We start from the raw sequence: 12,582 nt of genomic DNA, 5'->3' as shown, positions 1-12,582 counted from the left end.
TTCGGCCATCTCGGGGCGGTTGTGACGGGCGAGGTGCTGACGCCGCCTCGAGGATGTGGTTAACATCACGTCAACACGGCAATGTTGCCGGAGCGTTACGGAGGTGTGCGACGTGCGGTCAGCCCTGGGACAACGCGCCATGAAGCTGCGTATCTGCGGCATCCGCACGATGTGGGACACCGTCGGTGACGGTGAGTTCTTCTGCCCCGGCTGCGGGGGCGACCGCAACTACAGCCGCCTCACCGGGCGCCGCCGCTTCGCCGTCCTCGGCGTGCCGCTGCTGCGGCGCGGCACCGTGGGCCCGGTCGTCGAATGCGCCGCCTGCCACGCCCACTTCGACACCGAGGCGCTCGACCACCCCACCACCACCCGGTTCTCCGCGATGCTCAGGGACGCCGTCCACACCGTCGCCCTCGGCGTGCTCGCGGCCGGCGGCACCACCTCCCGTACGGTCCTGGACACGGCGGTCGAGACCGTACGCGGCGCCGGATTCGACGACTGCACCCAGGAGCAGCTCGCCACCGTCGTCGAGGTCCTCTCCGCCGACATCGGCCACGGCTCCGCGTTCGACCCCGCGGCCGAGGCCTGCGGCGCGGCCCTCGCCATCGAGCTCCACGAGGCACTGGAGCCGCTCGCCCCGCATCTGGCGCCGGCCGGCCGTGAATCGATCCTGCTCCAGGGCGCCCGGATCGCCCTCGCCGACGGCCCGTACAGCCCGGCCGAACGCGAGGTGCTGACCACGGTCGGCGGCGCGCTGCGGCTGCGCGCCGAGGACACCGCCCGGCTGCTCACGGCGGCGGCGCGCACACCTTCCTGACCCGCACCCCGCACCGGCCCGGTACTCCCGCGGGAGTAGCCGGGCCGCCGTGCCCTCCCCGGCAGTAGCCGGGAAGTGGGTCCCCAGTGCGACGAAGCGTCCCCGGTCCGACGGGAGTCTGGAGATGACCGGACACCCGGACCGAAAAGGGGGGCCTCGCATGAGAGCCGAAGCGCAGGACAGTGGCGGGCGGACACGACCACCGGGCCGGTGGCGACTGCTGCCCTGGGTGATCGTCGCCCTCTGGGCGGCCGCGATCGCCGTGGCCGTGCCACTGGCGGGCAAGCTCGGGGACGTACAGGTCAACCGTGCAGTCGACTATCTGCCGGCGAGCGCCGACTCCACCCAGGTGGCGAAGATCCAGGACGCGCTGCCCGGAGGCGAGTCCACCGACCTCGTGCTCGTCTATCACCGCGACGGCGGGCTGACCGCCGCCGACCGGGCCGTGGCGGCCCGGCAGAGTGCGGCGGTGGCGAGCGGCCACACCCTGACCGCGCCGCCGCGTGCCGTCCCGTCCGAGGACGGCACGACCCTGATGTACCCGCTCTCCACGACCGAGCCCGGCCAGGACGACGAGGCCCGGACCGCGTTCGTCGACGAGGTGCGCGAGACCGTGAAGGGCGACGGCGCACTGGACGTCGAGGTCGGCGGAGCCGGAGCGCTGAACACCGACGCGCAGAAGGTCTACGGCTCGCTCGGCGGGCCCCTCCTCTACACGACCGTCGCGGTCGTCGCGATCCTGCTGATCCTCATCTACCGCAGTCCGCTGCTGTGGCTGGTTCCGCTCCTTGTCGCGGGAGTCGCCGACGCCCTGTCGATGGCGGTCGTCTACGGCCTCAACCGGGGCTTCGCCACCACCGTCACCGGCCAGAGCTCCGCGGTGATGACCATCCTCGTCTTCGGCGCGGGCACCGACTACGCCCTGCTCCTCGTCTCCCGGTACCGCGAGGAACTCACCCGCGCCGCCCGGCCGCACGAGGCGATGGCGGCCGCGCTGCGCGGCTGCGGACCCGCCGTCGTCGCCTCCTCCGCCACCGTCGCGGCGGGCCTCCTGTGCCTGCTGGCCGCCGATCTCACCAGCAGCCGGGGCATGGGCCCCATCGCCGCCGTCGGGGTGCTGTGCGCGCTCCTGGCGATGCTGACGCTGCTTCCGGCGATCCTGGTGCTCCTGGGCCGCCGGGTGTTCTGGCCACTCGTTCCCGTGTACGGCACCGAGCCCAGGCAGCGGCGCTCGCTGTTCGCCGCCATGGGCGGCTCGGCCGGGCGCCGGCCCGTCGCCGTACTCGTCACCGGCGGGGTGCTGCTGGGCGCGCTGTCCCTCGGCGCGTTCAACCTGCCCGGCGACCTCAAGCAGGAGGACTCCTTCACCAGCAGGCCGGACTCGGTCGTGGCCATGGCGACGCTCGCCGACGCCTACCCCGGCCGCTCCAGCCAGCCGATCACCGTGATCGCCCCCACCGGCCGGGCCGGCGCCGCACTGGCGAAGGCCCGCAGGACCGAGGGCGTCGCCTCCGCCGAGCGCGGCCGCAGCGGCGGCGGCTGGACCGAGCTGTCCGTCGTCGCCACGGCCGGGCCGGAGACCGCGGGGGAGCGGGACACCATCCGCGCCCTGCGCGACGGCCTGGACGGCAGCCATGTCGGCGGGCCCGGGGCCCAGCAGATGGACCTGGAGACGGCCAGCTCCCGGGACCTCGGCATCGTCGTCCCGCTCGTCCTGCTCTCCGTCCTGCTGATCCTGATCGTCCTGCTGCGCAGCCTCGTCGCCCCGCTGCTGCTCGTCGCCGCCGTCGTCGCGGTCTGGGGCGCCGCGCTCGGCATCGGCGGACTGCTCTTCGAACCGCTCCTCGGGCTCAAGGGCACCGACCCCGGACTGCCCCTGCTCTCCTTCGTCTTCCTGGTGGCACTCGGCGTCGACTACGGCATCTTCCTGATGCACCGGGTCCGCGAGGAGGCCCGGGGCGGCGCGGAACCCACGGAGGCCGCGCTCACCGCCCTGCGCACCACCGGCGGCGTGATCGCCTCGGCGGGACTCGTGCTCGCCGCCACCTTCGCCGTCCTGACGAACATGCCGCTGGTCGCCCTGGTCGAGATGGGCTTCGTCATCGCCGTCGGGGTCCTGCTCGACACCTTCCTCGTCCGCACCTACCTGGTGACCTCGGCGAGCGTCGCCCTGCAGCGCAGGATGTGGTGGCCGGGGGCGCTCAGCCGGACACCCGCCACGCCCGCGCCGCACGAACCCGAACTCGTCAGGGCCCCCTGACAATGCCCCGACCCGTACCGGAGGATGGCGGCGTGTCCACCACCGCACGCCGCCGCGAGCGCATCCTGGCCGTCGTCAACCGCGACCCCATGCACGCGCCGCACAAGACGCGCACCGACGCCCTCATAGCCGTGGGCGCCGGTGCGCTCTCCGCCGCCCTCGCCCTGTTCGCCGACGAACCCGGCGCACCCGACGCGCTCGGCCGGCTCCTGCTGCTGGCCACCTGCGCCCCGCTCGTGTGGCGGCGGCGCGGCCCCGTCCTCGCGCTGCTCGCCATGGTCCCGCTGCTGGCGCTCTACCACGGCCTCGACAACGCCCATATGGCGCCGATTCCGCAGACCTGGATCGCGCTCTACACCGTGGCCGTGACCGGCCGCCCGCTGCGCACCCTGCTCACCGGCATCGGGGTGACGTCCGTGATGGTGACGGTCGTACTCGGCATCGACGCCCATCAGGGGCTCGAACTGCTGCGCATCTCCGGGTGGATCTTCGCCGTGCTGTTCTGCGGTGTCGACGTACGCATCTACCGGCAGTACGTCGCCTCGGTGCTGGAGCGCGCCGAACGCGCCGAACGGACCCGCGAGGAGGAGGCCCGGCGCCGGGTCGCCGAGGAACGGCTGCGGATCGCCCGCGATCTGCACGACCTGCTGGCCCACAGCATCACCCTCATCGGCGTGCAGACGTCCGTCGCCTCGCACATCCTGACCGTCGACCCGCAGCGGCTCGACCGCGCGGCGATCGCCGCGTCCCTGGACGACATCGCGGACACCTGCCGGGAAGCCAGGGCGGAACTGCGGACCACCCTCCAGGTGCTGCGCGACACCGGCCACGGCGACCGGCACGACCCGGACGGCCCGCTGCCCGGCCTTGCCGCACTGCCCGGCCTCGTACGGGCCGCTGAGGCGGCCGGGGCCCGGGTCGGCCTCCGGGTGCGCGTACCGGACGGCCGCCTCACCCCGGCGACCGGAGCGGCCGCGTACCGCATCGTGCAGGAGTCCCTGACGAACGCGGTACGGCACGCGGGCCCCGGCGTCCGTATCGACGTCGCCGTCGAGCCCGCCGGCACCGGCGCCCTGCGCGTCACGGTCACCGACGACGGCACCGGCCCGGTGGACGAGGGCTCCGCGCCCGGGTTCGGCATCGTGGGGATGCGGGAGCGGGCCCGCAGCGCGGGCGGCACACTGGACGCCGGACCCCGGCCCGGCGGCGGCTTCGAGGTCTCGGCGCTGCTGCCGTTCCAGGACCGGGGACAAGCACAGAACCCGGAACCGGCGAAGGCATCGGAGACCGCTTCATGATCCGCGTACTGCTCGCCGACGACCAGACGCTCGTCCGGGCGGCGTTCGCCATGCTCGTCGGCTCCGACCCGGACATGGAGGTCGTCGGCGAGGCCGCCACCGGACTCGAAGCCGTCGCACTGGCCCGCACCGCCCGCGCCGACCTCGTCGTGATGGACATCCGGATGCCCGAGCTCGACGGCATCGAGGCGACCCGCCGCATCGCCGCCGACGAGGACCTGGCCGGGGTGAAGGTGCTGGTCCTGACGACGTACGACACCGACGACCACATCGTCGACGCGCTGCGGGCCGGCGCCTCCGGCTTTCTGGTCAAGGACACCCGGCCCGCCGACCTGCTCGCCGCCATCAGGACGGTGGCCGCGGGCGAGTCCCTGCTGTCGCCGGGACCGACCGCCCGGCTGATCGCCCGGGTCCTCAGCGCGCCGCAGCCCCCGGCCGGCGGTGGACCCGCCGGACCCGGGATGCTCTCCGACCGCGAACGCCAGGTCCTCGCCCTGGTCGCACGGGGCCTCAACAACACCGCGATCGCCGAGACCCTCGGCCTCAGCCCGCTCACCGCCAAGACCCACGTCAGCCGGATCATGGGCAAGCTGGACGCCCGCGACCGGGCCCAGCTGGTGATCATCGCCTATGAATCCGGTCTCGTCGTGCCCGCCGGCGCGGCTGCGGACGGGAACTGAACGGACCGGGTTACGGGGGCGGGCCCGCCGCGCCGCCCGCGTACCGGACAATGGAGCCATGAGCTTGTTCCGGGACGACGGCGTGGTGCTGCGCACGCAGAAGCTGGGCGAGGCCGACCGGATCATCACGATACTGACCCGGGGCCACGGCCGGGTGAGGGCCGTCGCGCGCGGAGTGCGGCGCACCAAGTCGAAGTTCGGGGCCCGGCTGGAGCCGTTCTCCCATGTGGACGTGCAGTTCTTCGCACGTGGCAGCGAACTGGTCGGGCGCGGACTGCCGCTCTGCACCCAGAGCGAGACGATCGCTCCGTACGGCGGCGGAATCGTCACCGACTACGCGCGCTACACCGCCGGCACCGCGATGCTGGAGACCGCCGAGCGCTTCACCGACCACGAGGGCGAGCCCGCGGTCCAGCAGTACCTGCTGCTGGTGGGCGGCCTGCGCACGCTGTCGCGCGGGGAGCACGAACCACACCTCATCCTCGACGCCTTCCTGCTGCGTTCGCTCGCGGTCAACGGCTACGCGCCCAGCTTCGACGACTGCGCCCGGTGCGGAATGCCCGGTCCGAACCGGTTCTTCTCCGTCGCGGCGGGCGGCGTCATCTGCGGCGACTGCCGGGTGCCCGGCAGCGTCGTACCCTCGGCTGAGGCCGTCACCCTGCTGAGCGCACTGCTCAGCGGTGACTGGGAGACGGCGGACGCGTGCGAGGCGCGTCATGTCAGGGAGGGGAGCGGGCTGGTGTCCGCCTATCTGCACTGGCATCTGGAGCGCGGGCTGCGCTCACTGCGGTACGTGGAGAAATGACCAAGGCAGCACAGGCAGATCAGGCACGCAGATCAGGCACAGGGAGCGAGACAGTTCATGGCAGTATCTGGGATTTTCGGTGGCCGTAACCGGCGCGACTACAAGACCCCGGAGCCGCACCCGTCCGGTGCCGTGCCCCCGAAGATCCCCGGTGAGCTGGTGCCCAAGCACGTCGCCGTGGTGATGGACGGCAACGGCCGCTGGGCCAAGGAGCGCGGTCTGCCGCGCACCGAGGGCCACAAGGTCGGCGAGGGCGTCGTCATGGACGTGCTCAAGGGCTGCATCGAGATGGGCGTCAAGAACCTCTCGCTGTACGCGTTCTCCACGGAGAACTGGAAGCGGTCCCCGGACGAGGTGAAGTTCCTCATGAACTTCAACCGGGACGTCATCCGCCGCCGCCGTGACGAGATGGACGAACTCGGCATCCGGATCCGCTGGGTCGGCCGTATGCCGAAGCTGTGGAAGTCCGTCGTCCAGGAGCTCCAGGTCGCCCAGGAGCAGACCAAGGACAATGACAAGATGACGCTGTACTTCTGCGTCAACTACGGCGGCCGGGCCGAGATCGCGGACGCCGCGCAGCGGATCGCCGAGGACGTCGCGGCCGGGAAGCTCGACCCGTCGAAGGTCAACGAGAAGACGTTCGCGAAGTACATCTACTACCCGGACATGCCGGACGTCGACCTGTTCGTGCGCCCCAGCGGCGAACAGCGCACCTCCAACTACCTGATCTGGCAGAGCGCGTACGCCGAGATGGTGTTCCAGGACGTGCTGTGGCCCGACTTCGACCGGCGCGACCTGTGGCGGGCCTGCCTGGAGTTCGCCCAGCGCGACCGGCGCTTCGGCGGTGCGGTGGAGGCGGCGGCAGCCGCTTCGGACACCTCGGGGAGCTGACCGGCGGGTCCCGGGGGCGGCGCGCCCCCGGGGCTCACTCCTGCGGGCTCGCGCACTCCGCGCAGGTGCCGAAGACCTCCACCGTGTGCGCCACGTTCACGAAGCCGTGCTGCGCCGCGATGGTCTCCGCCCACTGCTCCACCGCCGGGCCCTCGACCTCGACGGCCTTGCCGCACATGCGGCAGACGAGATGGTGGTGGTGGTCGCCGGTCGAGCACCGCCGGTAGACGGATTCGCCCTCGGTGGTGCGCAGCACATCGACCTCGCCCGCGTCCGCGAGGGACTGCAGGGTGCGGTAGACGGTGGTCAGCCCGACCGAGTCACCCCGGTGCTTGAGCACGTCGTGCAGCTCCTGGGCGCTGCGGAACTCGTCCACCTCGTCGAGCGCCGCGGCCACTGCCGTCCGCTGGCGGGTCGAGCGGCCGCGTACCGGGGCCGCGTTCGTTCCACTGATCGGCGCCGTCGCCACAGGAGCCTCCTCGTGTCGCCCGTACGTTGGTCGGGCCATTGTGCCAGTCCGCACCGGCCCTGCGGTCAGACGTGGACGTCGTCCGTGGCCGGGCGGGTGGCCGGTACCTCAAGGGTGCACCGGTCGTCCGCCGTTTCGCGCCGCCGGGCACGGCTTCTGGCCAGTGGGGCGGCGAGCAGCGTCAGGGCGACGAACGCCGCGATGGCCAGCAGCACGATCGTCGCGCCGGGCGGGACGTCCTGGTAGTAGGAGGTCACGGTGCCGGCCAGGGTCACCGCGACCCCGATGGCGACCGACAGCACGAACGTCACCTTGAAGGACCGGGTGATCTGCTGCGCGGCGGCGACCGGGACCACCATCAGGGCGCTGACCAGCAGCAGCCCGACGACGCGCATCGCGACGGTGACGGTCACCGCGGCGGTGACAGCGATCAGCAGGTTCAGCACGCGCACCGGCAGCCCGGTGACCCGGGCGAACTCCTCGTCCTGGCTGACGGCGAACAGCTGCCGCCGCAGCCCCACCGTCACCAGCAGCACGAACGCCGCCAGCAGGGCGATCGCGGTGATGTCCTCGGAGGAGACCGTGGACAGCGAGCCGAAGAGGTACGAGGTGAGGTTGGCGTTGGAGCCGGTGTCGGAGAGGTTGATCAGCAGGACACCGCCCGCCATGCCGCCGTAGAAGAGCATCGCCAGCGCGATGTCGCCGCGGGTGCGTCCGTACCAGCGGATCAGTTCCATGACGACCGCGCCCGCGACGGCGACGGCGGTGGCCATCCAGACCGGGCTGGTGGAGAGCAGGAAGCCGAGGCCGACGCCGGTCATCGCGATGTGGCCGATGCCGTCGCCCATCAGGGCCTGCCGGCGCTGCACCAGGTAGATGCCGACGGCGGGGGCGATGACGCCGACCAGCACGGCGGCGATCAGCGCCCGCTGCATGAAGGGAGGGGTGAGGAATTCCATCATCAGCTCAGCAGTCCCGTCCGGACGGGCTCGGAAGCCGCGTGGGGGTGTACGTGGTCGTGGCCGGGCAGCGCGTGCTGCCCGAGTGCCTTCGGGGGTGGCCCGTCGTGCATCACGCAGCCGTCGCGCAGCACGACCGCCCGGTCGATCAGCGGCTCCAGCGGGCCGAGTTCGTGCAGGACGAGCAGCACCGTGGTGCCGGCCGCGACCTGCTCGCGCAGAGTCTCGGCGAGGATCTCCTGGCTGGCCAGGTCGACGCCGGCCATCGGCTCGTCCATGATCAGCAGCTCGGGTTCGGCGGCGAGCGCGCGGGCGATGAGTACGCGCTGGTGCTGGCCGCCGGACAGGGCGCTCACCGAGTCCTTCGCCCGGTCGGTGAGGCCGACGAGCTCGATGGCCCGGTCGACGGCGGCCCGGTCGGCCTTGCGGGGCAGGCCCAGCCTGGTCCGGGACAGCCGGCCGGAGGAGACGACCTCGCGGATCGTGGCCGGCACACCGCCTGCGGCCGTGGTGCGCTGAGGTACGTAGCCGACCCGCGCCCAGTCGCGGAAGCGGCGCAGCGGGGTGCCGAAGAGCTCGACGCTGCCGCTGCCCAGCGGGACCTGGCCGATGACGGAGCGCACGGCGGTCGACTTGCCGGAACCGTTGGCGCCGAGCAGGGCGACGACCTCGCCGCGGTGCACGGTCAGGTCGATGCCGCGCAGCACGGGGCGTGCTCCGAGGGTGGCCGTGGCGTCGCGCAGGACGATCACGGGTTCTGGGGTGTTGCTCTGTGGCTCGGTCATGAGCGCCTCCGGTGCAGCCGCGCGGTTCGGGTCGGTCGTCTCGTTCGCCCTGCTCGTCTCGCTCACTTCGCGCCTAAGGGCTGTCCCGTGGTCCCTGGTGGATCGGCGCGCGGCGTCAGATGCGGTGCATCGCAAGGCGGAGGGGCGCCCGCATACTGGATGTATTCGGGTGTTCCGACAACGCGGCGAGGTGCCGTAGCTGTCGTCGTGCGCCCGCCAGGGATTACGGGACAGCCCTTAGTGCCTTCTGCAGCGCGGCGAGGTTGGACTCCATGACCTCGATGTAGTCGTCGCCCTTGGAGCTGCCGGTGATTCCCTCCAGCGGGTCCAGGACGTCCGTCCTCAGGCCGGTGTCCCGGGCGACGGTCTTCGCCGCCCTGTCGCTGGCGAGCGTCTCGAAGAAGACGGTGGTGACCTTCTTCTCCTCCGCGATCGAGTGCAGGGCGCTGATCCGGGCGGGGCTGGGCTCGGCCTCGGGGTCGATGCCGGCGATGCCCTCCTGCGTGAGGCCGTAGCGTTCGGCCAGGTACCCGAAGGCGGAGTGGGTGGTGATGAACGTCCTGGTCGCGGTGGTCTTCAGCCCCTTCTCGAACGCGGTGTCGAGCGCGCCGAGCTTCGTGACCAGGGCGTCGGTGTTCTTGCGGTAGTCCGCGGCGTGGTCCGGGTCGGTCTTCTCCAGGGACGCACCCACCCCCTTGGCGACCTGGGCGTACTTCACCGGGTCCAGCCAGATGTGCGGGTCGGCGCCGGCCTCGTCGCCCTCGTGCTCGTGGGCGTGCTCCTCGCCGCCGGCCTCGGTGCCGTGGTCCTCCAGCGTGGTGAGCTTCGCGGCGTCGACGGTGTGCTGCGACTCGGAGAGCTTGATCGCGTCGTCGACGGCGGGCTGGATACCGCGGAGGTACACGATCAGGTCCGCGCTGCTGAGGCTGCCGATCTGCCGGGGGCTGAGCTCCAGGTCGTGCGGCTCCATGCCCGGCTTGGTCAGCGTGGACACGGAGACATGGCTCCCGCCTATCTGCTCGGCCAGGAACTGCATCGGGTAGAACGACGCCACCACGTCCAGCTTGTCGCCGCTCCTGCCGGCCGCGTCGGACGTCGAACAGGCGGAGAGGGCCGTGAGGCCGAGGACGACGGCTCCGGCGACGGCGGCGGTGGGTATGAGGCGGCGTACGTTCATGACAGTCATTTTCAACAAAAGTGGAAACGATTGTCAACAAGGCTGATGAGATGCCCTCGGGGCGCACTACCCCCCTACCGATTTGATCGAAGGGGCGTAGCCGCCGGTAATCTGAGGCATCCGCCCACCCGTCTCCCGACCACCACCCCACACCGAGGCGCTTCGGGCCACCCCTGTCCAGTTCCGTCGTCGTAATGAAGAGAGCACCGTGGCCGCCGACAAGATCGACTCCATCGTCAGCCTGAGCAAGCGCCGTGGCTTCGTCTACCCCTGCAGTGAGATCTACGGTGGTCAGCGGGCCGCCTGGGACTACGGGCCGCTGGGTGTCGAGCTCAAGGAGAACCTCAAGCGCCAGTGGTGGCGCTACATGGTCACCTCGCGCGAGGACGTGGTCGGACTCGACTCGTCGGTCATCCTGGCGCCCGAGGTGTGGGTGGCCTCCGGTCACGTCGCCACGTTCTCCGACCCGCTGACCGAGTGCACCTCCTGCCACAAGCGCTACCGCGCGGACCACCTGGAGGAGGCGTACGAGGAGAAGCACGGCAAGCCGCCGGTCAACGGCCTCGCCGACCTCAACTGCCCCAACTGCGGCAACAAGGGCACCTTCACCGAGCCCAAGGAGTTCTCCGGCCTGCTCTCCACGCACCTCGGCCCGACCCAGGACTCCGGCTCGGTCGCCTACCTGCGCCCCGAGACCGCCCAGGGCATCTTCACCAACTTCGGCCAGGTGCTGCAGACCTCGCGCAAGAAGCCGCCGTTCGGCATCGCGCAGATGGGCAAGTCCTTCCGGAACGAGATCACTCCGGGCAACTTCATCTTCCGCACGCGTGAGTTCGAGCAGATGGAGATGGAGTTCTTCGTCAAGCCGGGCGAGGACGAGCAGTGGCAGGAGTACTGGATGGAGCAGCGCTGGAACTGGTACACCGGCCTGGGCCTCCGCGAGGAGAACATGCGGTGGTTCGAGCACCCGAAGGAGAAGCTCTCCCACTACTCCAAGCGCACCGCTGACATCGAGTACCGCTTCCGCTTCGGCGGCAGCGAGTGGGGCGAGCTGGAGGGCGTCGCCAACCGCACGGACTACGACCTCAAGGCGCACTCCAAGGCCTCCGGCACCGACCTGCAGTTCTACGACCAGGAGGCCGGCGAGCGCTGGACCCCCTACGTCATCGAGCCCGCGGCCGGTGTGGGCCGTTCGATGCTGGCGTTCCTGCTGGACGCCTACATCGAGGACGAGGCGCCCAACGCCAAGGGCGTCATGGAGAAGCGCACCGTGATGCGCCTCGACCCGCGCCTGGCCCCGGTCAAGGTCGCGGTCCTGCCGCTGTCCCGCAACCCGCAGCTCTCGCCGAAGGCCAAGGGCCTCGCGGCCGACCTGCGGCAGAACTGGAACATCGAGTTCGACGACGCGGGCGCCATCGGCCGCCGTTACCGTCGCCAGGACGAGATCGGTACGCCGTTCTGCGTCACCGTCGACTTCGACACCCTCGACGACAACGCGGTGACGGTGCGCGAGCGCGACACCATGAAGCAGGAGCGCGTCTCCCTGGACCAGATCCAGGCCTACCTCGGCGCCCGGCTGCTCGGCTGCTGACCGTCGTATCCCTTGAACGAAGCCCCCGGTTCCCCGTACGGAACCGGGGGCTTCGTGCAGACTGGGCACACTCGTCCACAGGAGGCCAGGATGCCGTCCATGACCACGAGCAAGGTCAGCAGATGGGACCAGCACGGCCGTGAACACATCGTCCACGTAAGGAAGTCGGGGGTGCAGCGGCAGCTGGCCTGCGACACCTGCGACTGGCGCAAGGCGGTGCAGTTCCTGCCCTGGCTCAAGGCCGAGGAACATCTCGCCGAGGAGCACCGGGCGACGGTCGACCCGACGGTGGCGTAGGGCCTCTCGTTCGGATCATGCCGGGCTCGCGGGGTCCGGCGTGATCCGGACGGAAGAACCCGGGGCGCGTCCGCCGGGGTGTCGAGGATGCCTCCGGCCGGGCGGAAAACGGGGTGAGGGGCCGCTCGGGGCGCGGTACCGTTCCGGTATGTATTCGTTCTTCCAGATCTACGAGTGAGAGCGCGGCGGGTCCGACCACCCGCCGCCCGCCGGATCGATCCAAGGTCGTTTCAGACCTCACTTTCACCACGAATGGGAGAACCCCGTGGCCAAGAGCCGTAACAACCTTCTCGGCGTCGGCGGACAGCGCAAGAAGCTGTCCCGCGCCGAACAGCAGGGCGCCGGCACCGAGCGCAACGCCGACCGGAAGACGGCCGCCGAGCAGAAGCAGGAGCTGCTGCGCAAGATGCGCGAGCGCACCGGCGCCGGGTCCGCCGAGCCGGACACCGCCGCGCAGGACGCCCCGGATGCCGCGGAGCAGGAGACCCCGGCCCGGAGCTGACGTCCCGCCGCGGCAAGCGGACCGCGCGGCCCGGATGGCGGCACAGACCGG

The 12,582-nt window shown here is 71.3% G+C and carries 13 protein-coding genes; 9 read left to right on the top strand and 4 right to left on the bottom strand.

Translation table 11 applies throughout. From position 1 onward, the window contains the following. The first annotated feature begins 139 nt into the window (after nt 1-139). From OG782_RS11385 to OG782_RS11360, 6 genes are all read left to right on the top strand, one after another. The gene (locus OG782_RS11385) at nt 140-817 is read left to right on the top strand and encodes a TerB family tellurite resistance protein (protein ID WP_406449915.1); all 678 of its coding nucleotides are present in this window, start codon (nt 140-142) and stop codon (nt 815-817) included. Nucleotides 818-977: 160 nt separating this feature from the next. Further along, entirely contained in the window at nt 978-3,077 is a 2,100-nt protein-coding gene (locus OG782_RS11380; RefSeq protein ID WP_406449913.1) for an MMPL family transporter, read from the top strand. Between the two features lie 2 nt (nt 3,078-3,079). Next, a complete protein-coding gene (locus OG782_RS11375; protein WP_406449911.1) occupies nt 3,080-4,375 on the top strand; it encodes a sensor histidine kinase in 1,296 nt (431 codons plus the stop codon). After that, nucleotides 4,372-5,055 (top strand): response regulator, encoded by a 684-nt coding sequence (locus tag OG782_RS11370; protein WP_406449909.1) that lies wholly within the window; start codon nt 4,372-4,374, stop codon nt 5,053-5,055. Before OG782_RS11375 ends, OG782_RS11370 begins: the two co-directional genes overlap by 4 nt. A 58-nt stretch (nt 5,056-5,113) precedes the next feature. Beyond that, complete coding sequence (gene recO, locus OG782_RS11365; RefSeq protein WP_406449907.1) at nt 5,114-5,860, top strand: DNA repair protein RecO; 747 nt, start codon at nt 5,114-5,116, stop codon at nt 5,858-5,860. Nucleotides 5,861-5,917: 57 nt separating this feature from the next. Then, nucleotides 5,918-6,751, top strand: coding sequence for an isoprenyl transferase (locus OG782_RS11360; RefSeq protein WP_406449905.1), 834 nt, complete (start codon nt 5,918-5,920; stop codon nt 6,749-6,751). Nucleotides 6,752-6,785: 34 nt separating this feature from the next. Here the strand turns inward: OG782_RS11360 and OG782_RS11355 are convergent, their stop codons facing one another. The 4 genes from OG782_RS11355 to OG782_RS11340 form a co-directional block, all read right to left on the bottom strand. Continuing rightward, the gene (locus tag OG782_RS11355; protein ID WP_406449903.1) at nt 6,786-7,220 is read right to left on the bottom strand and encodes a Fur family transcriptional regulator; all 435 of its coding nucleotides are present in this window, start codon (nt 7,218-7,220) and stop codon (nt 6,786-6,788) included. Between the two features lie 65 nt (nt 7,221-7,285). Continuing rightward, entirely contained in the window at nt 7,286-8,179 is an 894-nt protein-coding gene (locus OG782_RS11350; protein ID WP_406458990.1) for a metal ABC transporter permease, read from the bottom strand. Nucleotides 8,180-8,181: 2 nt separating this feature from the next. Continuing rightward, complete coding sequence (locus OG782_RS11345) at nt 8,182-8,964, bottom strand: metal ABC transporter ATP-binding protein (protein WP_406449901.1); 783 nt, start codon at nt 8,962-8,964, stop codon at nt 8,182-8,184. A 223-nt stretch (nt 8,965-9,187) separates the two neighbouring features. After that, entirely contained in the window at nt 9,188-10,141 is a 954-nt protein-coding gene (locus tag OG782_RS11340) for a metal ABC transporter substrate-binding protein (protein ID WP_406449899.1), read from the bottom strand. Nucleotides 10,142-10,349: 208 nt separating this feature from the next. On the opposite strand from OG782_RS11340, the gene OG782_RS11335 reads away from it, so the two are divergent. From OG782_RS11335 to OG782_RS11325, 3 genes are all read left to right on the top strand, one after another. Further along, nucleotides 10,350-11,732 (top strand): glycine--tRNA ligase, encoded by a 1,383-nt coding sequence (locus OG782_RS11335; RefSeq protein WP_406449897.1) that lies wholly within the window; start codon nt 10,350-10,352, stop codon nt 11,730-11,732. Between the two features lie 90 nt (nt 11,733-11,822). Continuing rightward, entirely contained in the window at nt 11,823-12,029 is a 207-nt protein-coding gene (locus OG782_RS11330) for a hypothetical protein (RefSeq protein ID WP_406449895.1), read from the top strand. A 265-nt stretch (nt 12,030-12,294) separates the two neighbouring features. Next, a complete protein-coding gene (locus tag OG782_RS11325; RefSeq protein WP_406449893.1) occupies nt 12,295-12,531 on the top strand; it encodes a DUF6243 family protein in 237 nt (78 codons plus the stop codon). Nucleotides 12,532-12,582 lie beyond the last annotated feature (51 nt).

Source organism: Streptomyces sp. NBC_00876, assembly GCF_045207435.1.
In the GTDB taxonomy this organism is placed as follows: domain Bacteria; phylum Actinomycetota; class Actinomycetes; order Streptomycetales; family Streptomycetaceae; genus Streptomyces.
The sequence above is the reverse complement of the archived record's forward strand: the minus strand, read 5'-3'. Positions and strand labels throughout refer to the sequence as shown.